Origin of the sequence: Saccharopolyspora griseoalba, assembly GCF_042665275.1 — a bacterium.
Classification (GTDB): domain Bacteria; phylum Actinomycetota; class Actinomycetes; order Mycobacteriales; family Pseudonocardiaceae; genus Saccharopolyspora; species Saccharopolyspora griseoalba.
The window spans coordinates 21004-45086 of the sequence record NZ_JBHTCJ010000004.1; the positions used below are offsets into that span (position 1 = coordinate 21004).

Here is a 24083-nt window from a genome sequence, read left to right on the forward strand (position 1 = left end):
CGCCGATTTCGGAAAATGTCTGGCCACACGGGCCCCACGTCCGGCTGGAACCGATTCAGCGGCGCCGGCATTCCTAGACCGCCGTGTGACCGAGGCAACCGCGCGACAACGGTATTGGCCCGGCGCCCGGGGTGCTAGCCGAGGCTGGCCACCGACTCCTCGTTGCGCGAGGCCTGGTGCGAGGCGACCAGCTTGCCCGCCCGCGGGCCCCGGTCCATCCGGCCCGAGGCCAGCGCGAAGCCCAGGCCCACCACGGCCAGCAGCGCGCCGACCCAGCTCGGCGAGACCAGTCCGAACCCGGCGGCGATCACCAGGCCGCCCAGGTAGGCGCCCAGCGAGTTGGCGATGTTGAACGTGGACTGGATGCTCGCCGAGCCCAGCGCGGGAGCCTCCTTGGCCTTGTCCAGGATCCGCGCCTGGATGCTGGGGATCGCGGTGAAGCCGGTCGCGCCGATCAGGAAGACCATGATCGGGGCCAGCACCGGGCTGCTCGCGGTCAGCGCGAACACGACCAGCGAGACGGCCAGCGAGGACAGGCCCGCGTAGAGGGTCTTCAGCGGCGACTTGTCGGCCAGCCTGCCGCCCAGCGCGGTGCCGACGGTCATGCCCACGCCGAAGACGGCCAGCAGCGGGGTGACCGCGGTGGGGCTGTAGTGGGTGACCTCGGTGAGCACCGGCTTGATGTAGCTGTAGAAGGAGAAGATCGCCGCGAAGCCGAAGACCACCACGCCGAAGGCCATCCACACCTGCGGGTGGCGGAAGGCGCGCAGCTCGCCGCGCAGGCTGGCCTCGGTGGGCTTGGGCTGCTTGGGCACCAGCGCGGCCACCGCGGCCAGGGCGAGCACGCCGATCACCGCGACCAGGCCGAAGGCCCAGCGCCAGCCGAGCGCGTGCCCGAGCTGGGTGCCGACCGGAACGCCGACGATGTTGGCAACGGTCAGGCCGAGGAACATCATCGAGATGGCCCGGCCGCGCTTGTCCGCGGAGACCAGGCTGGCGGCCACGACCGCGCCGACGCCGAAGAACGCGCCGTGCGGCAGGCCGGAGACGAACCGCGCGGCCAGCAGCAGCTCGTGGCTGTAGGAGAACGCCGAGAACAGGTTCCCGACGGTGAACAGCACGAGCATGCTCAGCAGCATGGTCTTGCGGTGCGCGCGCATGCCGGCCATGGTCAGCAGCGGGGCGCCGATGACCACGCCGAGCGCGTAGAGCGAGATGTACCCGCCCGCGTCGGGGATGGACACGTGCAGGTCGGAGGCTGCTTCGGGCAGCAGCCCCATCATCACGAACTCGGTCGTTCCGATCCCGAATGCGGCGATGGCCAGTGCCAGCAGGGCAATGGGCAACGAAGTCTCCCGTTGTGGAAAGTGGGTGGTCGCTGCGCGCTGCGGTGCGGCGAGCGGTGAGGTCTCTCGCGGGGCGGCGGAATCGATTCAGCTCCGCCGTCGTCAATGTCGATCCCAGCGATTGCAACGTTACAAGAGGTGCGACCCATTCCTCGCCCGGTTATGAACCGGGCCACTGCCCAGATCGCCCGTTCGGGCCAATAAGGTGCGCGGATGATCGGTCCACTGTGGAATTGACCAGTGCGCTGCGCACAGCTCGGCGGCGGTCCGGTTGGGCGGAACGGCAAATGGGAAGGGTGGAAACTTCTCGCAACTCGCTGGCCCGACGCCGCACGAGCCGCTTAGTTCTCGATCCGAGAGCACCTCGGTGGACGGAGAATCCCATGCGAAGTCCAGCTCTGCGCGTGTTGGCCGCCCTGCTGCTCGCCCTGACGACGCTGATCGCGGGCGCGCTCCCGGCCGCGGCGGCGCCGCCGCGACCCAGCGAGTTCGTCAGCAGGCCGGACCTGAGCCCGCCGGTGGTGACGATCGACCAGGGGCCGCAGGGCACCGAACCCGGCTACGTCTTCGTCGCGCCGCACGGCACCGACGCGCAGAGCGGGCCGATGATCGTCGACGACACCGGTCAGCCCGTCTGGTTCCAGCCGGTCGGCGACGGCGATCAGCGGTTCACCATGGACTTCAAGGCCCAGACCTACCGCGGCGAACCCGTGCTGACCTGGTGGCAGGGCGCTCCGCACCCGGGCTACGGCTCCGGCGAGTACGTGATCCTGGACCGGTCCTACCGCCAGATCGCGACCGTGCGCGCGGGCAACGGCCTGCAGGCCGACCTGCACGAGATGCAGATCACGCCGCGCGGCACCGCGCTGATCATCGCCTACCGCACGGTGCAGCTGGACCGGCCAGTCGTGGAAGGCGTGGTGCAGGAGATCGACATCGCCACCGGCGACGTGCTGCTCGACTGGCGCAGCCTCGACCACGTCGCGCCGGAGGAGTCCACCGTTCCCGCGCCGGAGGACCCGGCAGCGCCGCACGACTACATCCACCTCAACTCGATCACCGAGGACGCGGCGGGCGACCTGCTCATCTCCGCGCGGCACACCGACGCGCTCTACCAGGTCGACCGCGACACCGGTGACGTGCTGTGGCGGATGGGCGGCACGCGCAGCGACTTCGCGGTCGACCCGGAGGCGCGCTTCGCCCGCCAGCACGACGCGCGGTGGCTGCCCGGCGGTCAGCTGAGCCTGTTCGACAACGCCGCCAGCGAACCCGGGCCCGCCTCCCGCGGCGTGGTGCTCGACGTCGACCAGCAGGCCCGCACCGTCGGCCTGGCGCAGCACTTCGACCAGCCCTCCGGGGCCACCAGCGTCAGCCAGGGCAGCCACCAGGTGCTGCCCGGCGGCAACCACTTCGTCGGCTGGGGATCGGTCCCGGAGTTCACCGAGTTCGGCCCGGACGGGTCGGTGCGGCTGCACGGCTCGCTCGGCGACGGCATGGAGTCCTACCGCGCCTACAAGCTGGACTGGACCGGCGCCCCCGCCGACGCGCCGGCGGCGGTGATGCGCGACGAGACCGGCGTGCGCGCCATCTACGCGAGCTGGAACGGCGCCACGGAGGTCCGCTCCTGGCGGGTCCTGGCCGGGTCGAACCCGGACCAGCTGCGGCCGGTCGTGCAGGACGTGCCGCGCGCGGGCTTCGAGACCCGGGCCGTGCTGCCCTCCCCGGAGCCCTTCGCGGCGGTCGAGGCCCTGGACGCCGACGGGCGGGTCATCGGCCGCAGCCCGGTGATCGAACCCGCGCGCTAGCGCCAGGCCGGAGGACTTCTTCCAACGTAAGTCGCCGGGAGGCCTTCGTTGAAAAAGTCCCCGGCTGCTTCGCCGGGAGGTGTGGACCGCGCCGGTGCCTAGCGGTTCCGGCGCAGGCCGACGTGCGCTTCGGCCTCCAACCGCTCGGCCATGTGCGGGTAGTGCAGCTCGAAGGCCGGGCGGATCGACCGGATGCGCGGCAGCTCGGTGAAGTTGTGCCGCGGCGGCGGGCAGCTGGTCGCCCACTCCAGCGAGTTCCCGTGGCCCCACGGGTCGTCGACGTCGACGACCTCGCCGAAGCGGTAGCTGACGAACACGTTGTACAGGAACGGCAGCATCGAGGCGCCCAGCACGAACGCGCCGATGGTGGAGATCAGGTTCAGCGTGGTGAACCCGTCGGTGACCAGGTAGTCGGCGTAGCGCCGCGGCATGCCCTCCGAGCCGAGCCAGTGCTGCACCAGGAAGGTCAGGTGGAAGCCCACGAAGGTCAGCCAGAAGTGCATCTTGGCCAGCCGCTCGTCCATCATCCGCCCGGTGATCTTCGGGAACCAGTAGTACACCCCGGCGAACACCGCGAACACGATCGTGCCGAACAGCACGTAGTGGAAGTGCGCCACCACGAAGTAGGTGTCGGTGATGTGGAAGTCCAGCGGCGGGGCGGCCAGCAGGATCCCGGTCAACCCGCCGAGCAGGAAGGTCACCAGGAACCCGACCGAGAACAGCATCGGCGACTCGAAGGTGAGCTTGCCGCGCCACATGGTGCCGATCCAGTTGAAGAACTTGATCCCGGTGGGCACCGCGATCAGGAACGTGGTGAAGGCGAAGAACGGCAGCAGCACCGCGCCGGTGGCGAACATGTGGTGCGCCCACACCACCACCGACAGGCCCATGATCACCAGGGTGGCGAAGACCAGCCCGGTGTAGCCGAACAGCGGCTTGCGGCTGAACACCGGCAGGATCTCGGTGACGATGCCGAAGAACGGCAGGGCCACGATGTAGACCTCGGGATGGCCGAAGAACCAGAACAGGTGCTGGTAGAGGACCGAGCCGCCGTGCGCCGGGTCGAACACGTGCGCGCCGAGGTGCCGGTCGGCCAGCAGCCCGAACAGGGCCGCGGTCAGGATCGGGAAGGCCATCAGCACCAGCAGGCTGGTGGCCAGGATGTTCCAGCAGAAGATCGGCATCCGCCACATCGTCATGCCCGGGCAGCGCAGGCAGATCAGCGTGGTGATCATGTTGACCGCGCCGAGGATGGTGCCCAGGCCGCTGACGATCAGCCCGGAGGCCCACACGTCCCCGCCCAGGCCCGCGCTGTACATCCCGCGGGACAGCGGCGCGTAGGCCGTCCACCCGAACTCCGCCGCTCCGCCGGGCATCAGCAGCCCGCTGACCACGAGCAGCCCGCCGAACAGGAACAGCCAGTAGGAGAGCGCGTTCAGCCGGGGGAACGCCACGTCCGGGGCGCCGATCTGCAGCGGCAGGATGATGTTGGCGAAGCCGAACACGATCGGGGTGGCGAACAGCAGCAGCATGATCGTGCCGTGCATGGTGAACAGCTGGTTGTACTGCTCCTGGGAGAGGAACTGCATGCCCGGCTGCGCGAGCTCGCCCCGGATGAGCAGCGCCATCGCCCCGCCGAGCAGGAAGAACGCGAACGAGGTGATCAGGTAGAGCACCCCGATGTCCTTCGGGTCGGTGGTGCGCAGCCAGGGGATCAGCTTCCGGCCCTTGCGCGGTCGCCAGCCCGTTCGAGCACGCGTGGGTACTGCGGTCGGACTGATCCCGGTGGTCGCCATTCGCGCCTCCAGACGCGCCCCTGCGCTGTGCCACCTCAGTCTTTACCCGCGCGAGGGGTGCCGCAATCGACCGCGGGGGCCACGTAGGGGTGACGCGGCCGATCAGGCCGCGGCGATGGCGCCGTGCGCCATGTGGCCGAGCAGCTCGGCCATCTGCGCCTGGTCCAGGTGGGCGCTGAACGGCGTGGAGTTGATCAGGCCGAACACCGCGTGCGCGGTGGCCCTGGCGGTGGCCGGTTCGAGCTCCGGGCGCGCGCGGCACAGCGCCTCGACCCACACCTCGACGTAGCTGCGCTGCGACTCGCGCACCCGGTGCCGGTCGTGCTCGGTGAGGCTGTCCAGGTCGCGCATGTGCAGCGTGATCAGCGACGGGTTGCGCAGCGCGAAGTCGACGTGCCAGCGCACCAGGCCGCGCAGCGCGTCCTCGGGGTCCGACGCGGAGCCGACCCGCTCGCGCCCGCCGCGCAGCAGCCGGTCGCTGATGCCGGTCAGCAGCTCGGCGAGCATCGCGTCCTTGCTGCGGAAGTGCCGGTAGAGCGCGGGGCCCGACACGCCGACGGCCTTGCCGATGTCGTCGATGCCGACGCCGTGGAACCCGGCGCGCGCGAACCGCTCCGCCGCGGCGGCCAGGATCTGCTCGCGGCGGGTCGGGGTGGCTCCATCGGTTGACATCGGGACGAATCCTAGACGAAGCGGTTAGTGCTCGTTAACATCGAGACCAGGTTAACGCTGACTAACACCGCTTGGAAGGTGTGCTCATGGATGCGCCCACCCTGCGCACGGCCGTGGACCCGGCCGCGCCCGAGTACGCGCGCAACGCCGAGCAGCACGCCGAGCTCGTCGCCGATCTCAACGCGCAGCTGGACCGCGTCCGCCTCGGCGGACCGGAGAAGGCGCGGATCCGGCACGTCGAGCGCGGCAAGCTGCTGCCCCGCGACCGGGTCGACGCGCTGCTGGACCGCGGCTCGCCGTTCCTGGAGCTGTCCCCGATGGCAGCGCACGGCCTCTACGACGACGAGGCCCCGTCGGCGGGCATCATCACCGGCATCGGTCGCGTCGCCGGGCGCGAGTGCGTGGTGGTGGCCAACGACGCGACCGTCAAGGGCGGCACCTACTACCCGGTGACGGTCAAGAAGCACCTGCGCGCCCAGGAGGTCGCGCTGCACAACAACCTGCCGTGCCTGTACCTGGTGGACTCCGGCGGGGCGTTCCTGCCCAGGCAGGACGAGGTGTTCCCGGACCGGGAGCACTTCGGGCGGATCTTCTACAACCAGGCCACCATGTCCGCGCGCGGCATCCCGCAGATCGCCGCGGTGCTCGGCTCGTGCACCGCCGGCGGTGCCTACGTCCCGGCGATGAGCGACGAAGCGGTCATCGTGCGCGAGCAGGGCACCATCTTCCTGGGCGGCCCGCCGCTGGTGAAGGCCGCGACCGGTGCCGAGGTCACCGCCGAGGAGCTCGGCGGCGGCGAGCTGCACTCCCGCACCTCCGGAGTCACCGACCACCTGGCCGTCGACGACGCCGACGCGCTGCGCCGGGTGCGCTCCATCGTGAGCACCCTGGGCCCGCGCGAGCCCAAGCCGTGGGAGGTGGCGCCGAGCGAGGAGCCGGCGGTGGACCCGGCCGGGCTCTACGGCGCGGTGCCCACCGACTCGCGCACCCCCTACGACGTGCGCGAGGTGATCGCGCGGATCGTCGACGGCAGCCGGTTCGCCGAGTTCAAGCAGGAGTACGGCCAGACGCTGGTCACCGGGTTCGCCCGGATCCACGGCAACCCCGTGGGCATCGTGGCCAACAACGGCATCCTGTTCGCCGAGTCGGCGCTCAAGGGCGCCCACTTCGTCGAGCTGTGCGACAAGCGCTCCATCCCGCTGGTGTTCCTGCAGAACATCTCCGGGTTCATGGTCGGCAAGGAGTACGAGGCGGGCGGGATCGCCAAGCACGGCGCGAAGATGGTCACCGCCGTCGCCTGCGCGCGGGTACCCAAGTTCACGGTGGTCATCGGCGGGTCCTTCGGCGCGGGCAACTACTCGATGTGCGGCCGGGCGTACTCGCCCCGGTTCCTGTGGATGTGGCCCAACGCGCGGATCTCGGTGATGGGCGGCGAGCAGGCCGCCTCGGTGCTGGCCACGGTCCGCCGCGATCAGGTCGAGGCTCGCGGCGAGCAGTGGCCGGAGGCCGAGGAGGAGGCCTTCAAGGAGCCGATCCGCGAGCAGTACGAGACCCAGGGGCACCCGTACTACGCGACCGCGCGGCTCTGGGACGACGGCGTGATCGACCCGCTGCAGACCCGCGGCGTGCTGGGCCTGGCCATCTCGGCGGCGGGCAACGCACCGCTGGAACCGGTCTCCTACGGCGTCTTCCGGATGTGAGGGATGGGCATGTTCGACACGGTTCTGGTGGCCAACCGCGGTGAGATCGCGGTCCGGGTGATCCGCACGCTGCGCGGCCTGGGCATCAGGTCGGTCGCGGTGTTCAGCGACGCCGACCGCGACGCCCGGCACGTGGCCGAGGCGGACACGGCGGTCCACATCGGACCCAGCCTGGCCGCGGAGAGCTACCTCAACGGCAAGCGGATCCTGGACGCCGCGCGGGAGACCGGGGCCCGGGCGATCCACCCCGGCTACGGCTTCCTCGCGGAGAACGCGCAGTTCGCCCGCGACTGCGCGCAGCACGACATCGCCTTCATCGGCCCGCCCGCTGCGGCGATCGAGTCCATGGGCGACAAGATCCGCGCCAAGCAGGCGGTCACCTCGGCGGGCGTGCCGGTGGTGCCCGGGCGCAGCGACCCCGGGCTCACCGACGCCGACCTGCGCGCGGCCGCGCTGGAGGTCGGCTTCCCGGTGCTGATCAAGCCCTCGGCCGGCGGTGGCGGCAAGGGCATGCGCCTGGTGCACGAGGAGTCCGAGCTCACCGCGCAGATCTCCTCCGCGCGGCGGGAGGCCGCCGCCGCGTTCGGCGACGACACCCTGTTCCTGGAGCGGTTCGTCACCCGGCCCCGGCACATCGAGGTCCAGGTGCTGGCCGACGGGCGCGGCAACGTCGTGCACCTCGGCGAGCGCGAGTGCAGCCTGCAGCGCAGGCACCAGAAGATCATCGAGGAGGCCCCGTCGGCGCTGCTGGACGCGGCCACCCGCGAGCGCATCGGGGCCTCGGCGGTCGACGCGGCGAAATCGGTCGGCTACATCGGCGCCGGGACGGTCGAGTTCATCGTCTCCGCCGACGCGCCGGACGAGTTCTTCTTCATGGAGATGAACACCCGCCTGCAGGTCGAGCACCCGGTCACCGAGCTGGTCACCACCGCCCGCGGGCAGCGCGGCGTCGACCTGGTCGAGCAGCAGGTGCGCATCGCCGCGGGCGAGCCGCTGCCCTGGAGCCAGCAGGACCTCGGCATCCAGGGCCACGCGGTGGAGGCCCGGGTCTACGCCGAGGACCCGGCGCGCGGCTTCCTGCCCACCGGCGGCGAGCTGCTGGCCGTGCGCGAACCGACCGGCGTGCGCGTCGACTCCGGGATCCGGACCGGTGACCGCGTCGGCTCGGACTACGACCCGATGCTGGCCAAGGTGATCGCCTGGGCCGGTGACCGCGGGGACGCGCTGCGCAGGCTCGACGCGGCGCTGGCCGACACCGTCGTGCTCGGCCTGCGCACCAACATCGCCTTCCTGCGCGCCCTGCTGCAGCACCCCGAGGTCCGCGACGGGCGGCTGGACACCGGCCTGGTCGAGCGCGACCTCGACGAGCTCACCGCCGAGACCCCGGGCGAGGACGTGCCGGTGGCCGCGGCCCTGGAGCGGCTGCTCGCCGCGCAGCCCCGCGGGCAGGTGGTGGACCCGTGGGAGGTCCCGGACGGCTGGCGGCTCGGCGAGGCCGCCTGGAGCACCTGGCGCTTCGCCACCCCCGACGGCGAGCACGAGGTCCGGCTGCGCGGCACTCCCGAGGACGCCGAGGTGTCCGCGGAGTCCGGCGTGCACCGCGCCTCGGCGAGCAGGCGCGGCGACGAGCTGACCACGACCTACCGGGGCCGCACCCGCCGCTACCGCTGCGCGCACGTCGACGACACCACCTGGCTGGCCGCCGACGGGCACACCTGGGCGCTGGCCGAGCACCGGCTGCTCGCCGAGCGCGGTGGCAGCGGCGGCCGCTCCGACGGCGTGGTCTCCAGCCCGATGCCCGGAACCGTGCTGGCCGCCGAGGTGGCCGAGGGCCAGCGGGTCGCGGCCGGGCAGAAGTTGTTCGTCGTCGAGGCGATGAAGATGGAGCACACCATCACCGCGCCCCTCGACGGCGTCGTCACCGAAGTGCACGCCACGCAGGGGCAGCCGGTCGGGCTCGACCAGCCGCTGGCTGTCCTGGAACCGCGACAGGAGGCCTGACGATGGTGGACCACCGGCTCAACGAGGAGCACGAGGCGCTGCGCGAGAGCGTGCAGGCCTTCGCCCGCAAGGAAGTGGCACCGGTCATCGGCGACTACTACGAGCGGGAGGAGTTCCCCTACCCGCTGGTGCGCAAGATGGGGGAGATGGGGCTGTTCGGCCTGCCCGTGCCCGAGGAGCACGGGGGCATGGGCGGCGACTACTTCGCCCTGTGCCTGGCCCTGGAGGAACTGGCCAGGGTCGACTCCTCGGTGGCCATCACCCTCGAGGCCGGGGTCTCGCTGGGCGTGATGCCGATCCTCCGGTTCGGAACCGCGGAGCAGCGGAGCACCTGGTTGCCGGAGCTGGCCTCCGGCCGGGTGCTGGGCGCGTTCGGGCTCACCGAGCCCGGCGGGGGATCGGACGCGGGCGCGACCCGGACCACCGCGGTCCTGGACGGGGACCACTGGGTGATCAACGGGACCAAGGCGTTCATCACCAACTCCGGCACGGACATGACCGGTTTCGTCACGGTCACGGCGGTCACGGGTGAGCGCCCGGACGGGGGCAAGGAGATCTCCACGATCCTGGTGCCCTCGGGCACGCCCGGATTCCAGGTCGCCAAGAAGTACTCGAAGGTCGGCTGGAACGCCTCGGACACCCACGCGCTGTCCTTCGACGACTGCCGGGTGCCGGCGGCCAACCTGGTCGGCGAGCGGGGCCGCGGCTACGCTCAGTTCCTCGCCACGCTCACCGAGGGCCGGGTCGCCATCGCCGCGGTGGGCGTGGGGCTGGCGCAGGGCTGCGTGGACGAGTGCCTGCGCTACCTGGGCGAGCGGGAGGCCTTCGGCCGAAAGATCGGCGAGTACCAGGCGATGCAGTTCAAGATCGCCGAGATGGACCTGCGCGCGCACACCGCCCGGCTGGCCTACCACGACGCAGCGTCCCGGATGCTGCGCGGTGAGCCGTACAAGAAGCAGGCCGCCATCGCCAAGCTGGCCTCGTCGAACGCGGCGATGGACAACGCCCGCGATGCCACTCAGATCTTCGGCGGCTACGGCTTCATGAACGAGACCCCGGTGGGGCGGTTCTACCGGGACGCCAAGATCCTCGAGATCGGCGAGGGCACCAGCGAAGTCCAGCTGATGCTCATCGCCAGGGAACTGGGCCTGCCGGCCTGAGCCGCGACATGCCGCTCGACGTTCGGAGCGGGGGCATGTCGCGCTGAGGGCCTCTCACGACGAAGACCGCGGCCGCGATTCGGGGTGTCGCGGCCGCGGTCTTCGCGCGTGCTTACTGGAAGCGCCCGTGCGGAACGGTGATCTCCTCGGTCCGTTCGACGTCGGGGTACTGCGCCTGTCCCGCCGGTCCGGGAGGTGCCGGTGGCGCGGGTGCCGCCGGCGCGGGGCCGGCCTGCAGGCCGGGGTGCGCGTTGTCGGGGTTGGGCTGGAACGGGTCGCCGGCTCCAGCGTAGGGGTCGGGGTCGGGGGTGATGTCGTGCTGCGCGGTCTCCTCACCGGGCCACTGCGGCGGGTGCTGCGGCGGCTGCGGTGCGGGTTCGGGCGCCGGGGCCGGCTCCTTCTCGGCCACCTCGAGGTGTTGCATCACCCAGTCGCGCGCCAGCGCGGCCGGGGACGTGCCCTGCTTGAAGGCGAGCTCCTTGAGCCGCTCGTTGGCCAGCAGCGGAAGCCGCAGCTGGTGGACCTCGGCATTGCCAAAGCGACGTCCGGATCCGGTGGATTCGACGTCGTCCTCCGGCTCCAGCGCAGCCAGGTACGACTCGAACTCGGGGTCGGGTTCGGCTTCCTCGGCAGGCTTGCGCTGCCGAGTCGCCTTGATGCGTCCTAGAGCCACGCGGCCACGATAACGGTTGTGTTGCGGCCTGCCCATCGCCAGCGCCCGGATTGTCCGCGTGGGTTTTTGCCGGGTTCGCGCCGCGACGCCCGGCGGGGCGGGGCGAGGATGCGCTGCGAAAACGCCCTGATGTGCGGAAAGCCCCCGCGCCAGGGGGAAGGACGCGGGGGCCGGAGGGGATCTCCACAGGTGCTGACCGGGGGTGTGTCAGCGGCTTTGATTGTGGCACGCGTCCCACTCTTTTGGGGAGTGTCTGTTCACGATTAGTGCTCAGCAGACCGTGAACGTCGCATTTGTCCGATAGAGCCCTTCCTCCTCCCGCGAAGCCTCGCGGGAGGAGGGCGGTAGACCTCGCGGGGCGCGGCTGGTGATCCCTCCGCGGGCGGTGTGAGCCGCGCGATGTCCGAAGTGGATCATGTGCAGGCACGCGATTACTCAGCGTTGAACCCGAATCACTCTCTGGGGGGCTGCGGTTGTTGAGAACCTGTGGATAACCTGCGGCCGGAACCCGAGCCTGGGAGGCGCAATGTACGGGTCGCTGGACGTACGAAAGTTCTTGTGGCAGCAGGAAGACGGGCAGGTGTGGGGGTCGTCCGCGGTGCCCGGGCAGCGCGCCGGTGAGCCCTCGCGCGTCTCCGAAGAGCAGGTGCACCGCGCGAGAGTCGCGGTCGCCCGCAGTGCGCACAGCGCCGAGGACTGCAAGCTGCTGCTGGACATGCTGGGCCTGGTCCCGGACGAGGACGGCGAGCCTCCGGTCAGCCGCTGACCGTCGAGCGGGCGGTGACGGGGCCGAGTGCGCCGGTGTCGCCGAACGCGTGACGGCCGCGGCCGCTGTCGAGCGAGGGCTGCGCGCCGTCGGTGACGTCGGGTTGCGATGCCGTCAGTCGTCCGAGTGGCTCGTTCCCGTGCGAGCGGTCGCTCGTCGCGGCGCGGGCGCCGGGCTCGAGGGCGCGCGGCGCGCGAACCTTGAGGTGCAGGTCACAAAAATGACCATGAGTCCGCTTTGTTCGATTCGTCCGGATGGCGAGTCGGTCGGGGGTGCGGGGTCGCCTCCGGGCGCCCTTCGGTCGCCCCTGGCGTTTGCCCAGTTCAAGTGGCTAGACTCGGGCTCCCGCGTGGACGCCGAGGCCCGTCCGCGAGGGGGTTGGCGCGCCTTGGGGACCCCCCTGTTTGGGCGCCCGATGGGCATGTCGTAAGCTTTAATCACTGCCAACGGGGCGCTCCCGAAAGGGGAAAGCCGGTTGGAGGCAAGGCCGAGGTCGGTTCCGGATCGGCCAAGCCCCCATCGTCTAGCGGCCTAGGACGCCGCCCTTTCAAGGCGGTAGCGCGGGTTCGAATCCCGTTGGGGGTACGGACAACTGAAGAACGAAGCATGGCCCAGTGGCGCAGTTGGTTAGCGCGCCGCCCTGTCACGGCGGAGGTCGCGGGTTCGAGTCCCGTCTGGGTCGCCAAGGCGAACGGCTACGAGCCGGACGCTATCGGCCAGGTAGCTCAGTTGGTACGAGCGTCCGCCTGAAAAGCGGAAGGTCGGCGGTTCGACCCCGCCCCTGGCCACCGCTCAGAGCTGCGAAGAAGCCCCTCCGGATCCCGGAGGGGCTCTTTTGGGTCTCAGTTCGCGCCCCGGAAGTAGGTGTTGACGCGCGCCGGAGTCCGTCCGTGACGTGCGCAGCGCTGCTTCATCGAGTTGTTCGACCAGCCCACGAGGTCCATCACCGCCCGGCCCCAGCATCAGGGGTGCGCGTGGCTGCGGTGTGCGGAGCGCCATGCGTCGACGGCGGCGAATGATCAGCTTGCCTCGGACGCCGCCGCATCCGCGGAGCTCCGGCGTTCCTTCTGCTCGAGCGCGTCGATGGCGGAGCCCGTGAGGCTGCGCTCGATGTGCGAGTGCATGAGCGCACGTGCTCCGCCGGCGTCGCCGGCCGCGATGAGGTCGAAGAGCTCGTGGTGCTCTCGGTGATCGCGGGTGCGCGGCTCTTCCCCGGGTGGGAGCTCCAAGCCGATGCGCCGGTAGCGGTCGGACTTGTCCCAGACGTCGTCGAGCATCCTGATCAGGACATCGTTGTGCGAGGCCAGGTACAGCGCCCGGTGGAAGGCCCGGTGCGCGGTCAACGCTTCCTCGCCCCAGGCGCGGGTCACCGGGAGCAGTCGAGCGGATGCAGCGCGCAGCGCGGCGATGTCGTCGTCGGTGCGGCGTTCCGCGGCGAGCTCGGCAGCCGTGGGGTCGAGGGAGAGGCGGACCTCGAAGAGCTGTCGAGCCTCGCTGGCGCTCATGTTCGCCACGCGGGCGTCCCGCTGGGTGTCGAGATCGATCAGGCCTTCGCTGCTGAGCCGGCGGACCGCTTCGCGCAGCGGGGTGAGGCTCATGCCCAACTCGGCAGCCAGTTCGTGCTGGGCGAGGCGGGATCCGGGGAGCAGGCTCCCGGAGAGGACGCGCTCGCGGAGTTCGACGTAGGCGACGTCGCCCTTGCTCGAGAACACGTTCACGTCGCCAACTCCCCGTCGAACCAGGCTTGTGCTGAGGCTCGACCCACCCTAGCATCGGGTTACAATTTATAAATTACAACGGGAGTTGTGCATGAAGATCACCGCTGTGCACGAGGGAGTCGTCCCGATCAGCTCGTCGATCCGCAACGCTTGGATCGACTTCAGCTCGATGGACTGCTCGATCGTGGCGATCGTCTCGGACGTCGTGCGCGATGGCGAGCCGATCGTGGGCTACGGGTTCAACTCCAACGGCCGCTACAGCGCCGGGGAGATCCTGCGCCGCCGGATCATCCCGCGCCTGCTGGAAGCGGACCCGGAGGCGCTGCTCGCCGAGGACGACCAGCTCGACCCCGCACGGGCGTGGGATTTCATGATGCGCAACGAGAAGCCCGGCGGGCACGGCGAGCGTTCGGTCGCGGTCGGAGTGGTGGACATGGCGTTGTTCGACCTCGCCTCCAAGATCGCCGGACAGCCGCTCTACCGGTGGCTGTCGAACCGCTACGGCGACGGCCAGCCCGACGAGGAGGTCTTCGTCTACGCCGCGGGCGGCTACTACGCCCCCGGCAAGACCCTGCGCGATCTGCAGGACGAGATGAAGAGCTTCCTCGACCAGGGCTACCGCGTGGTCAAGATGAAGATCGGTGGAACCGACCTCGCCGACGACCTCGAACGCATCGAAGCCGTGCTCGACGTCCTCGGAGGCGATGGCTCCCGCCTGGCCGTCGACGTCAACGGCCGCTTCGACCTCGCCACCGCGCTCGAGTACGGCGAGGCCATCGAGCCCTACGGCCTGTTCTGGTACGAGGAGGTCGGTGACCCGCTGGACTACCAGCTCAACGCCACGCTCTGCGAGCACTACCGCGGTCCGATCGCGACCGGCGAGAACCTGTTCTCCTTGCAGGACGCGCGCAATCTGATCCGCTACGGAGGCCTGCGCCCGGATCGCGACTACATCCAGATCGACCCCGCGCTGAGCTACGGGCTGACCGAATACCTGCGCGTGCAGGACATGCTCGAGCAGCACGGCTGGTCCTCGCGGCGCTGCGTTCCGCACGGCGGGCACCAGTTCTCCCTGCACATCGCCGCGGCCCTCAAGCTCGGCGGCAACGAGTCCTACCCGGGAGAGTTCCAGCCGACCGGCGGGTTCGCCGACGGCGCCGTGGTCGAGAACAGCTACGTCGGATTGACGGAGAGCCCCGGCATCGGGTTCGAGAGCAAGGCCGCCTTCTACGAGGTCCTGCGCGAGCTGCACAGCTGAACCGCTCGCGGGGGTCGCTCGCTCGGCCACGCGGGCGAGCCCGCCCCCGTTGCGCAGGCCCGATCACCAACCCGACCCCGCCGAAAGCCGGCGTCCGGCTTTCACCCGACCACAACGTCGTGCAAGGGAGTAGCAACGTGCCGTCCACGATCGTCCCGGATCACCCGCAGAGATCCCGCTACCGCAAGCCGACCCGCGAACTCCGGTTCCACAGGAGAGGACCGGTGTTCCGATGATGGCCTCGAACAAGTTGCCGGACGAGCAGCCGCAGGTCGTCCAGCGGGACGACCCGTACCAGCTCACTCCGGAAGGAATCCGGGAACCTCCCACGACCTGGCGTGCCACTCTGCGCCAGATCGGCCCCGGCCTCATCATCAGCGCGGAGATCGTGGGCTCGGGCGAGCTGATCGCCACGACCGCCCTGGGCGCTCAAGCAGGATTCGCCCTGCTGTGGATGGTGCTCGTGAGCACCTTCGTCAAGGTGGCGATTCAGGTCGAGTTCGCCCGCTGGACCATCTCCACCGGCCAACCCGCGATCACGGGCTTCGACAAGGTGCCGCCCAGGTTGGGCCGAACCGGTTGGATCAACTTCCTCCTGGTCCTGCTGTTCTTGGCGAAGATGCTTCAGTTCGGCGGAATCATCGGGGGCGTAGCGGCCGCCCTGAGCTTCCTGATGCCGGTGGGTGGTGCGCCGCTGGGATTCACCTCCCTCGTGCTCTGGACCACCGTCGTGACCGGGGTGAGCATCGTCCTGATCTACTCCAACCGGTACTCGTTGGTCGAGCGCGGGGCCGTCCTCCTGGTCATGATCTTCACGCTGCTCACCATCGGTATCGCGGTCGGCCTGCCGTTCACCCCGTTCGCCTACGGAACCGAAGACCTCCTCAGCGGATTCGGGTTGCACATCCCAGCGGGAGCTCTGGGCATCGCCATCGCCATGTTCGGGCTCACCGGCGTGGGCGCGAACGAGATCATGGCGTACACCTACTGGTGCGCCGAAAAGGGCTACGCCCGCTGGTCGGGACCGCCCGACGGCAGCGACGAGTGGGTGCGACGGGCCAACGGCTGGATCAAGGTGATGTACCGGGACGCCTATCTCGCCTGGGGCGTCTACACCATCAGCACGTTGGCGTTCTTCCTCATGGGTGCGGCCGTTCTGCACCCGCAGGGCCTCGTGCCTGAAGGCAACGAGATGATCTCGACCCTGTCGCACATCTACACCGACACCCTCGGCGAATGGGCTGGTGCCGTCTTCCTCGTCGGTGCCGTTGGAGTGCTCGGTTCGACCTTGTGGGCGGCTCTGCCGGGGTTTGCCCGAATCTTCACCAACCTGCTGGGCGCCTTCGGCGTCCTGGACTGGGACGACGCGCAGAAGCGCATGCGCTGGATCCGGATCTTCACGGTCGCCCTACCGATCATCTGGGGAGCGTCGTACCTGTTCTTCACCAGTCCGGTTGCCATGATCGTGATCGGCGGCATCGTGAACGGTCTCTTCTTGATGGCCGTGGTGGTGGCGGTGTGGTACTTGCGCCGCACCGAGGTCGACCGGCGCCTGCACGGCGGCACCACGTTCAACACCCTCCTGATCATCAGCAGCATCGCCATCGGTTCGCTGGCCGTCTACACGATCCTCGACGCCGTCGGAGTCACGATCGGCTGAGGAACTTCCCGGAGAAGTCGCGAAAGCCGGTGCCCTCACCCCGATGCCGATCTGGGTGGGGGCACCAGCGGTGTCGGGGCGCCGGCCACAACAGCGCAGGTGCAGAACGACTTGATTGGTCTCAACTCGTTGTTCAGCCATCGGCGCTGACAGCGGTCGAGCGACGAGGCTCGCCCCTGTCGCGGACGTCCAGCGTCGCCGAGGTCTGCCGAGCTCTCGTGGGTCTCATGGTCCGCTTCCGCGGACCGCCCGAGCTGCTGGGCGAGCCAGGTGGTCGTGTTGAGCTCCCCGATCACTGGCTGCGCTCCGGAGCCCCGGTGGCGAGTCCTTCCCTTCCGGGCTTCGCGCGCGTCAGTCGAGTCGCCGATCTCGGCGGTGCTCGCCGAACAGGTCGGAGTAGCGGGCGGCGATGCGCTCCATCGAAGCCTCTTCGCGGGGCAGCCCGAACACCGTGCCCGGGAAATCGCCCTGCCGCTGGATCTCCCAGAGCTCTTCGTGCTGGTCAGGCGGGAACAGTTGCGCCGGGTTCCCGACCGCGACCCAGCCGATCGGAACCGTCGTGCCGGCGGGGAGGTCGGCGTTGACGTGGACCACGCCGTTGATGCGCACCTCGCTGCCGCCGCCGACATGAGCACCCGGGAACACCGACACGCCCGTCGCCAGGAAGGCGCCGTCGTCGATCTGCGCGCCGTTGAGGTGCGCGTGCGGGCCGACGAGCACGTTGGCGCCGATCCGGGTCGGGTGCTCGGCACGGCCCCGAACCACGGCCTGCTCCATGACGACCGAGGTCGCACCGACCTCGACGGGGCCACCGCCATCCGACGTGAGCACCGCGCCGAACAGCACCCGCGCGTCTTCGCCGATCGTGACGTCACCGCACACCACGGCGTTGGGCGCCACGTACGCCGAATCCGCGATCCGCGGTCGCCTGCCCTCGTGTTCGTAGATCATCCGAACAGTATCCCCGCGCAACCCGAGCACGGCGTCCGGAGAACCGACGCGACCCGTCCACCGCTCCCGCCACCTCGGTGCGCTCCGTTCCCCGAAGGAGACGACCGGGCGCGAATTGCCCCCCACTCCGAATCACCTCCCAATCCGCACCCCGAATGGCCTGCTATTCGGGGGTGCGTTTCGGAGGGTTTTCGGTGGGGACCGGTTGGTGGGGTTCGGGTGGGGTGGGACGCATCGAGGCCCCGCCGGAGTCGGCGGGGCCTCGATCCTTCCCGTTGCAGCGCTCCCGAGCTGCTGTGGGGGTGCCGGGAGGTGCTGCGCGGGTCAGTAGGGGCAGGTGGCCTGGTAGTCGGAGATCTCCGGGTCCTGCGGGGGCGGGCACAGGAACTGGTCGTAGCGGGTGTCGTCGTCGAGGAACCGCTTGAGCCAGGCGATGCTGGACTTGGCGATCGCGGTGTTGTCCCGGTTCGGGGCGAAGTGGCTCGCGCCGGCCAGTTCCAGGTAGGCCTTGCCGGGGTCGTCGGGCAGGCTCTCGTAGAACGGCTCTGCGTGCCGCGCGACGGGTGCGACGTCGTCGTTCTGCGCGCCGATGATCAGCGTCGGGGTCCGCACGCCGGAGAAGTCCTTGACGGTGTCCCACGGCGTCATCGGGATCGCGGCCTTGAGGTCCTGCTCATCTCCGCGCGGCTTCCAGGGTGCCCCCGCCGCCCATCGAGTGGCCCATCACGCCCAGCCGCGCCGGGTCGATCCGGTCCTTCACCTCGCTGTCGCCGGTGAGGTAGTCCAGCGAGGCCATCAGCTGGTCGGCGCGGGCGTTCGGCTGGTCGTCGGTGGTGATCGTGTCGATGGTGAACACCACGAAGCCCTGCGATGCCAGTCGCGGGCCGAGCCAGGACAGGCTCTCCTGGGAAGCGGTGTAGCCCGGCGCGATGGAGACCGCGCCGAAGGTGCCCTCCGAGGTGTCGGTCGGGTAGTAGATCGTTCCGCCGCCGAAGCCCCGGACGCCGGAGCGCGGCACGGACTTCTGGTCGATCTGGAACGGCCCGGTCGGGGCGGTGATGCTCTCCTCGGTCGGGTCGGGCCCGTGCTGGGTCGCGGCTTCGGCGGACTGCGCCAGCGGGGCGGTGCCCGCGAGCAGTCCGAGCACCGCCGTCGTGGTGACCAGCGCGCTATGTATCCGGGAGGGACGTGCGGCAGGACGCGTTGCGGCCATGGAACCGTCCTCGGTTGGAGACGCCCGCGTCCACGTCTGCGGTCGGCAGCCGGTCGCGAAGGCGCCTGGTTGGGCAGTGACGTACGGCTTCTCGCTCTCCGGGCACTTCGGCTCGGCTCGGAGCAGTGGCCCCGGCGGGGTGAGAACGTCCTCGCGCGCCGCAGACGCCGTCACGCCCGAATCGGTAGCAAGGCTAACCATATGGTTCATCTACCAGTTGGTCAACCTATCTCGGCGGATGAGCGATGGCCGGGCTGCTGACCTGGTCGAACGAGTCGATTGGCGGAGATCGCGCCACGCGCGCAGGCCCGGGCGACGCGCTCCGAGGCAGCGACGCGCTGGTCCGGTGAGCTGACTTCAGCGAGGCGAACGGGCAGTGCGCTCAGCCGCGAACGGGTCGGCGCGGCGTTCGAGGGAGCGTCCCGGATCGGAGCGGAGGCTCGACGAAGGGGACCGCAGACGCAGATCGACCCGAGAAGCGTTTCGCGATCTAGCGATCGCTAGGTCTAGGGCGGTCCTTGGGTCGTCCAGGCCACTAGGTCGGGCGGCCGTTGCGTCCCAGGCCACTGCGCTCCTCGGGTTGATCCCCGGGCATTACCCCGGCAACTCCTACGATGCCAGCGTGTGGTGCGGAGCACAACAGGTCGGAAGTCCTGGTTCGTCGAGCGGCGCCCCGGGGTGCCGGTGAAGCGCTCGTTGTTGCCCTGACCTGGTATTTGCACCGTTGTCGCGGGGGTGGCCCGGCGCATACCGTGCGGCTGTCCGGTTCCGATGTCCAGGCGGGGAGCTGATGTCGCGGTGACCGACGAGACCACACCTCCGCAGCGCGGACCGGCGGACCACCACGATCATCACGGCCACGGCCACGGCCACGGCCACGGCCACGGCCACGGCCACGGCCACGGCCACGGCCACGGCACGGCGAAGAGCTGGTCTGCGCGGATCGCGCACGCGGTGCGTCCGCACGGCCACGACACCGCCGACGTCGTCGACGAGACCCTGCAGGCCAGCCGCGCGGGCATGCGGGCGCTGTGGATCTCCTTCGCCGGGCTGATGGTGACGGCCCTGGCCCAAGCCGCGCTGGTGTCGATGACCGGCTCGGTCGCGCTGCTGGGCGACACCCTGCACAACTTCGCCGACGCGCTCACCGCGGTCCCGCTGGCGGTGGCCTTCGTCCTGGGCAGGCGGGCCGCCACGCGCCGGTTCACCTACGGGCTCGGGCGCAGCGAGGACCTGGCCGGCCTGGTGATCCTGCTGGTCATGTCGGCTTCGGCGGTGCTGGCGGCCTGGACGGCGATCGACCGGCTGCTGCACCCGCAGCAGATGAGCCAGATCGCCTGGGTGGCGGCGGCCGGGCTCGTCGGATTCGCGGGCAACGAGCTGGTGGCGCGCTACCGCATCGTCGTGGGGCGCCGGATCGGTTCGGCCGCGCTGGTCGCGGACGGGCTGCACGCCCGCACCGACGGATTCACCTCGCTGGGCGTGCTGCTGGCGGCGGGCGGAACCGCGCTGGGCTGGGGCTGGGCCGACCCGGTGATCGGTCTGCTGATCACCGCGGCGATCCTGTCGGTGCTCGTCGGCGCGGCCAAGGAGGTCTTCGGGAGGATGCTCGACGCGGTCGACCCCGAGCTGGTCGCTCGCGCGGAGGCCGCGCTGCGGGCGGCGCCCGGCGTGCGGGAGGTCGACGCGCTGCGGATGCGCTGGGTGGGTCACCGGCTGCGCGCCGAGACCGACCTCGTCGTCGATCCGCACCTGACCGTGGTCGAGGCGCACGCCATCGCCGTCGACGCCGAGCACCGGCTGCTGCACGCGGTGCCCCGGCTGACCCGGGCCACCGTCCACACCGACCCGGCCACCGAGCACGACGCGCACGCCGCGCTGTCCCACCACGCGCCCTGACCGCGATCGCCTGGGGAGAGCGCCCGCCGCGGGCGGCCCGGCGCCGGGGTGCCAGTGTTGGGCCATGGAGCTGAACGGGCGGGCGCCGGAGCTGGACGAGATCGCGGCCCTGGCCTTGACCGACTACGGGCACTTCACCTCGATGCTGGTCGAGGACGGCGCGGTGCGCGGCTTGCCGTTGCACGTGGCGCGGCTGGCGCGGGACTGCCGCGCGTTGTTCGGCGTCGAGCTCGACGTGGAGCGCGTGCGGTACTTCCTCCGCCTGGCCGTGGCCGGGGCATCCGGTCCGGCGATCGCGCGGGTGACGATCTACGACCCGGCGCTCGATCTCGGCTCGATCGGATCGGACGCCGAGCCGCACGTGCTGGTGACCACCAGGGCGGCGAGCTCCGGTGGCGCTCCCCCGCTGCGGGTTCGCTCCGTCGCCTACCGGCGGGACGATCCGCCGATCAAGCACGTCGGGCTCTACGGCGCCTTGCGGCACCGCCGCGAGGCGCGGCGCGACGGCTTCGACGACGTGGTCTTCCGCGACCCGGGCGGCGGGTTCTCGGAGCTCTCGACCTCCAACATCGGCTTCGTCCGGGGCGGGCGGATCGTGTGGCCGCGCTCGGAGGTGCTGACCGGCATCACGATGTCGCTGCTCGACGGCGTCCTCGACGAGTCGAGCACCGAACCGGTGGGCCCGGCCGACCTCGGCGAGGTGGAGGCGGTCTTCGCGACCAACGCCGCGACCGGGATCCGCGCGGTGTCCGGCGTCGACGACGAGCGGTTTCCCGCCGAGCACGAGGTGTTCGACGAGCTCCGCCGCCGCTACGCCGACATCCCGCCCGAGCAGGTGTGACCGGGCGGGTTCACGCGCCGCGCGCCCGGGACAGGTGCGCCTTCGCCGCCTGCTCCAGGTGCACCAGGTCGCCGGCGACCGTGGCGTAGGTGTAGCCCTGGCCGAGCCGCCGCTCGGCCTCCTCGCCGTCGCGGGTGTGGAAGCCCGCCGAGATCCCCGCGGCCTCGGCCGCCGCGGCGATCCGCGCCGCGGCGGCCTCGAACTCCCCGTCCACCGACGGGTCGGAGGGCGAACTGCCGCCGACGGCCAGGCGCAGGTCCGCGGGCCCGACGTACACGCCGTCGATCCCCGGGGTCGCGCAGATCGCCTCGACGTTGTCCAGGCCCTGCGGCGTTTCGATCATCACGAGCACCACGACGGTCTCGTTGGCCTCTGCGGGCGCCGGCCCGATGCGCAGCGCCGAGCGCATCGGGCCGAAGGAGCGCCCGCCCTCCGGCGGGTACTTCGCGGCGCGGACCGCCGCCGCCGCGTCCTCCGGGGTGTCGACCAGCGGCACGACGACCCCGCAGGCGCCCGCGTCGAGCGCCTGCCCGATGGCGAAGGGATCGTTCTGCTGCACCCGGACCAGCGGTGCCGACACCGCGCCCGCGTCGATGGCCAGCAGCGCGTTGCGGGTTCCGGTGGAGCCGAGCAGACCGTGCTGCGCATCCACCACGACGTAGTCGTAGCCGAGCCGCGCGATCCGCTCGGTCGCCGGTGGCGCGTCCAGCATGATCCAGTAGCCGATCGCCCGCTGCCGGTTCCGGATCCGGTCGGTGAACTCGCGCATGCCGAACACGCTCCTCGTCGAATGGGCCGTGGCCGCGAGCAGCATGGCACCCCGAACGGTTTCGAAGTGGTCGCTGCGGCTTCCGCATGTTCCGGACCGCGGATACAGTCCAGCCGCTGGCTGACGAGAGGGGCGCAGTGGTGGACGCGGATGTCATCGTCGTCGGTGGTGGCCTCGCCGGGCTGGTCGCCGCGCAGGAGCTCACCGGCCGGGGGCGCAAGGTCGCGCTGGTCGACCAGGAGAACGCCAACGACCTCGGCGGCCAGGCCTGGTGGTCCTTCGGCGGCCTGTTCCTGGTCGGCTCGCCCGAGCAGAAGCGCATGGGGGTCAAGGACTCCCGCGAGCTCGCCTGGTCCGACTGGCGGGGGAGCGCGCAGTTCGACCGGCTCGACGACGAGGACTCCTGGGCGGTGCGCTGGGCGCGCGCCTACGTCGACTTCGCGGCGGGCGAGAAGCGCTCCTGGATCCAGCAGCAGGGGATCGAGCTGACCCCGATGGTCGGCTGGGCCGAGCGCGGCGACCTGCGCGCCGACGGGCACGGCAACTCGGTGCCGCGCTTCCACATCGCCTGGGGAACGGGGACCGGCGTGGTCGGGCCGTTCATCCGCAGCGCTCAGGCGGCGGCCGAGAGCGGGCTGCTGACCTTCCACCACCGTCACCGGGTCGACGAGCTGGTGGTGCACGACGGCGCGGTGACCGGCGTGCGCGGAACGCTGCTGGCCGAGGACGACTCGCCGCGCGGAGCGGCCTCCAGTCGCGAGGAGGTCGGCGAGTTCGAGCTCTCCGCGCAGGCGGTCGTCGTGGCCAGCGGCGGCATCGGCGCCGATCACGACCTGGTGCGCCGGTACTGGCCGGAGCGGATGGGCAGCCCGCCGCGCTCGATGGTCACCGGAGTTCCGGCCTACGTGGACGGTCGGATGCTGGACATCAGCGACCGCGCGGGCGCGCGGCTGGTCAACCGCGACCGGATGTGGCACTACACCGAGGGGGTGCGCAACTGGGACCCGATCTGGCCGGGGCACGGCATCCGGATCCTGCCGGGCCCGTCGTCGATGTGGTTCGACGCGCTGGGCAGGCGGCTCCCCAGCCCCTGCCTGCCCGGCTACGACACGCTCGGCACGCTGCAGCACCTGCGCACCCAGCCGGAGATCGCCGGCTACGACCACTCCTGGTTCGTGCTCACCCAGAAGGTGATCGAGAAGGAGTTCGCGCTGTCCGGTTCCGAGCAGAACCCGGACATCACCGGGCGCGACCGCAAGGCGCTGCTCAAGGAGCGGGTGCTCAGCAAGGGGGCGACCGGCCCGGTCGAGGCGTTCAAGCGGCACGGGGACGACTTCGTGGTCGCCGACGACCTGGACTCGCTGGTGTCGAAGATGAACGGGCTCACCGACGAACCGCTGCTCGACGCCGCCGAGCTGCGCGCGCAGATCGAGGCCCGCGACCTGCAGATCACCAACCCCTACGGCAAGGACGCGCAGGTGCAGGGCATCCGGAACTCCCGCCGCTACCTCGGCGACCGGCTCAGCCGCACCGCCCCCCCGCACCGGCTGCTCGACCCCTCGGCCGGGCCGCTGATCGGGGTGAAGCTGCACGTGCTGACCCGCAAGACCCTCGGCGGCATCCAGACCGACCTGGACTCCCGCGCGATCGGCCTGGACGGGGAACCGGTCGACGGGCTCTACGCGGCCGGCGAGGTGGCCGGCTTCGGTGGTGGCGGCGTGCACGGGTACAACGCGCTGGAGGGCACCTTCCTCGGCGGTTGCCTGTTCTCCGGTCGCCAGGCCGGGCGAGCGGCGGCCGCCGCGGTGCGCTGAGCGGCTCCGCGCGCTGCTCCCGATGCGGTCCGCGTACCCGA

17 protein-coding genes, 3 tRNA genes and 1 pseudogene are annotated in these 24083 nt (G+C 70.8%); 13 read left to right on the forward strand and 8 right to left on the reverse strand.

Annotation, left to right across the window (positions count from 1 at the left end):
- Positions 1-134: 134 nt before the first annotated feature.
- Positions 135-1346, reverse strand: coding sequence for an MFS transporter (locus ACFQRI_RS08875; protein WP_380666505.1), 1212 nt, complete (start codon positions 1344-1346; stop codon positions 135-137).
- Between the two features lie 383 nt (positions 1347-1729).
- On the opposite strand from ACFQRI_RS08875, the gene ACFQRI_RS08880 reads away from it, so the two are divergent.
- Positions 1730-3151 (forward strand): arylsulfotransferase family protein, encoded by a 1422-nt coding sequence (locus tag ACFQRI_RS08880; RefSeq protein ID WP_380666507.1) that lies wholly within the window; start codon positions 1730-1732, stop codon positions 3149-3151.
- Positions 3152-3249: 98 nt separating this feature from the next.
- Here the strand turns inward: ACFQRI_RS08880 and ctaD are convergent, their stop codons facing one another.
- Both ctaD and ACFQRI_RS08890 read right to left on the reverse strand, forming a co-directional pair.
- Positions 3250-4947 carry an aa3-type cytochrome oxidase subunit I gene (gene ctaD, locus ACFQRI_RS08885; RefSeq protein WP_380666509.1) on the reverse strand — a complete coding sequence of 566 codons (1698 nt, stop codon included), beginning with the start codon at positions 4945-4947 and terminating at the stop codon, positions 3250-3252.
- Positions 4948-5049: 102 nt separating this feature from the next.
- Positions 5050-5619: an SACE_7040 family transcriptional regulator gene (locus tag ACFQRI_RS08890; protein WP_380666511.1), complete on the reverse strand. Its 570-nt coding sequence runs from the start codon at positions 5617-5619 to the stop codon at positions 5050-5052.
- An 86-nt stretch (positions 5620-5705) separates the two neighbouring features.
- Between ACFQRI_RS08890 and ACFQRI_RS08895 the strand changes: the two genes are divergently transcribed.
- The 3 genes from ACFQRI_RS08895 to ACFQRI_RS08905 are packed head-to-tail and all read left to right on the forward strand — an operon-like array spanning position 5706 to position 10480.
- Complete coding sequence (locus ACFQRI_RS08895; RefSeq protein WP_380666513.1) at positions 5706-7319, forward strand: carboxyl transferase domain-containing protein; 1614 nt, start codon at positions 5706-5708, stop codon at positions 7317-7319.
- 9 nt (positions 7320-7328) lie between these two features.
- Positions 7329-9320: an acetyl/propionyl/methylcrotonyl-CoA carboxylase subunit alpha gene (locus tag ACFQRI_RS08900; RefSeq protein ID WP_380666515.1), complete on the forward strand. Its 1992-nt coding sequence runs from the start codon at positions 7329-7331 to the stop codon at positions 9318-9320.
- A 2-nt stretch (positions 9321-9322) separates the two neighbouring features.
- Positions 9323-10480, forward strand: a complete 1158-nt coding sequence (locus ACFQRI_RS08905; protein ID WP_380666517.1) for an acyl-CoA dehydrogenase family protein — start codon at positions 9323-9325, stop codon at positions 10478-10480.
- Positions 10481-10592: 112 nt separating this feature from the next.
- On the opposite strand, the gene ACFQRI_RS08910 is transcribed toward ACFQRI_RS08905, so the two are convergent.
- Entirely contained in the window at positions 10593-11153 is a 561-nt protein-coding gene (locus ACFQRI_RS08910) for a hypothetical protein (RefSeq protein WP_380666519.1), read from the reverse strand.
- A 526-nt stretch (positions 11154-11679) separates the two neighbouring features.
- On the opposite strand from ACFQRI_RS08910, the gene ACFQRI_RS08915 reads away from it, so the two are divergent.
- The 4 genes from ACFQRI_RS08915 to ACFQRI_RS08930 all read left to right on the forward strand — a co-directional run bounded on the left by ACFQRI_RS08915 (position 11680) and on the right by ACFQRI_RS08930 (position 12707).
- Positions 11680-11919: a hypothetical protein gene (locus ACFQRI_RS08915; RefSeq protein WP_380666521.1), complete on the forward strand. Its 240-nt coding sequence runs from the start codon at positions 11680-11682 to the stop codon at positions 11917-11919.
- 512 nt (positions 11920-12431) lie between these two features.
- Positions 12432-12504: transfer RNA gene (locus ACFQRI_RS08920), tRNA-Glu, on the forward strand.
- Positions 12505-12527: 23 nt separating this feature from the next.
- A tRNA-Asp gene (locus ACFQRI_RS08925) sits at positions 12528-12604 on the forward strand.
- Positions 12605-12633: 29 nt separating this feature from the next.
- Positions 12634-12707 (forward strand) — tRNA-Phe (locus tag ACFQRI_RS08930).
- Positions 12708-12938: 231 nt separating this feature from the next.
- Here the strand turns inward: ACFQRI_RS08930 and ACFQRI_RS08935 are convergent.
- Positions 12939-13637: a GntR family transcriptional regulator gene (locus ACFQRI_RS08935; RefSeq protein WP_380666523.1), complete on the reverse strand. Its 699-nt coding sequence runs from the start codon at positions 13635-13637 to the stop codon at positions 12939-12941.
- A gap of 91 nt (positions 13638-13728) precedes the next feature.
- Here ACFQRI_RS08935 and ACFQRI_RS08940 point away from each other — a divergent pair, with 91 nt between their 5' ends.
- Together ACFQRI_RS08940 and ACFQRI_RS08945 are read left to right on the forward strand one after the other, a co-directional pair.
- Positions 13729-14895: a mandelate racemase/muconate lactonizing enzyme family protein gene (locus ACFQRI_RS08940; protein WP_380666525.1), complete on the forward strand. Its 1167-nt coding sequence runs from the start codon at positions 13729-13731 to the stop codon at positions 14893-14895.
- A 235-nt stretch (positions 14896-15130) separates the two neighbouring features.
- A complete protein-coding gene (locus tag ACFQRI_RS08945) occupies positions 15131-16555 on the forward strand; it encodes an Nramp family divalent metal transporter (RefSeq protein WP_380666528.1) in 1425 nt (474 codons plus the stop codon).
- 351 nt (positions 16556-16906) lie between these two features.
- Here ACFQRI_RS08945 and ACFQRI_RS08950 read toward each other — a convergent pair whose 3' ends face one another.
- Positions 16907-17506 carry a gamma carbonic anhydrase family protein gene (locus ACFQRI_RS08950; protein WP_380666530.1) on the reverse strand — a complete coding sequence of 200 codons (600 nt, stop codon included), beginning with the start codon at positions 17504-17506 and terminating at the stop codon, positions 16907-16909.
- 324 nt (positions 17507-17830) lie between these two features.
- A pseudogene (locus ACFQRI_RS08955) lies at positions 17831-18719 on the reverse strand (alpha/beta hydrolase family protein).
- A 798-nt stretch (positions 18720-19517) separates the two neighbouring features.
- On the opposite strand from ACFQRI_RS08955, the gene ACFQRI_RS08960 reads away from it, so the two are divergent.
- Positions 19518-20618 (forward strand): cation diffusion facilitator family transporter, encoded by a 1101-nt coding sequence (locus ACFQRI_RS08960; protein ID WP_380666532.1) that lies wholly within the window; start codon positions 19518-19520, stop codon positions 20616-20618.
- Positions 20619-20682: 64 nt separating this feature from the next.
- Positions 20683-21459: an aminotransferase class IV family protein gene (locus ACFQRI_RS08965; protein WP_380666534.1), complete on the forward strand. Its 777-nt coding sequence runs from the start codon at positions 20683-20685 to the stop codon at positions 21457-21459.
- A 10-nt stretch (positions 21460-21469) separates the two neighbouring features.
- Here the strand turns inward: ACFQRI_RS08965 and ACFQRI_RS08970 are convergent, their stop codons facing one another.
- Positions 21470-22228, reverse strand: coding sequence for an HpcH/HpaI aldolase family protein (locus ACFQRI_RS08970; RefSeq protein WP_380666536.1), 759 nt, complete (start codon positions 22226-22228; stop codon positions 21470-21472).
- A 140-nt stretch (positions 22229-22368) separates the two neighbouring features.
- On the opposite strand from ACFQRI_RS08970, the gene ACFQRI_RS08975 reads away from it, so the two are divergent.
- Entirely contained in the window at positions 22369-24042 is a 1674-nt protein-coding gene (locus ACFQRI_RS08975; protein WP_380666538.1) for an FAD-binding dehydrogenase, read from the forward strand.
- The last annotated feature ends 41 nt before the right edge of the window (positions 24043-24083 follow it).

Coding starts and splice junctions, on each gene's coding strand:
- ACFQRI_RS08970 (WP_380666536.1), bottom strand. CDS start 22,228: ATGCGCGAGTTCACCGACCGGATCCGGAACCGGCAGCGGGCGATCGGC.
- ACFQRI_RS08940 (WP_380666525.1), top strand. CDS start 13,729: ATGAAGATCACCGCTGTGCACGAGGGAGTCGTCCCGATCAGCTCGTCG.
- ACFQRI_RS08900 (WP_380666515.1), top strand. CDS start 7,329: ATGTTCGACACGGTTCTGGTGGCCAACCGCGGTGAGATCGCGGTCCGG.
- ACFQRI_RS08880 (WP_380666507.1), top strand. CDS start 1,730: ATGCGAAGTCCAGCTCTGCGCGTGTTGGCCGCCCTGCTGCTCGCCCTG.
- ACFQRI_RS08905 (WP_380666517.1), top strand. CDS start 9,323: ATGGTGGACCACCGGCTCAACGAGGAGCACGAGGCGCTGCGCGAGAGC.
- ACFQRI_RS08950 (WP_380666530.1), bottom strand. CDS start 17,506: ATGATCTACGAACACGAGGGCAGGCGACCGCGGATCGCGGATTCGGCG.
- ACFQRI_RS08915 (WP_380666521.1), top strand. CDS start 11,680: ATGTACGGGTCGCTGGACGTACGAAAGTTCTTGTGGCAGCAGGAAGAC.
- ACFQRI_RS08895 (WP_380666513.1), top strand. CDS start 5,706: ATGGATGCGCCCACCCTGCGCACGGCCGTGGACCCGGCCGCGCCCGAG.
- ACFQRI_RS08890 (WP_380666511.1), bottom strand. CDS start 5,619: ATGTCAACCGATGGAGCCACCCCGACCCGCCGCGAGCAGATCCTGGCC.
- ctaD (WP_380666509.1), bottom strand. CDS start 4,947: ATGGCGACCACCGGGATCAGTCCGACCGCAGTACCCACGCGTGCTCGA.
- ACFQRI_RS08945 (WP_380666528.1), top strand. CDS start 15,131: ATGGCCTCGAACAAGTTGCCGGACGAGCAGCCGCAGGTCGTCCAGCGG.
- ACFQRI_RS08965 (WP_380666534.1), top strand. CDS start 20,683: ATGGAGCTGAACGGGCGGGCGCCGGAGCTGGACGAGATCGCGGCCCTG.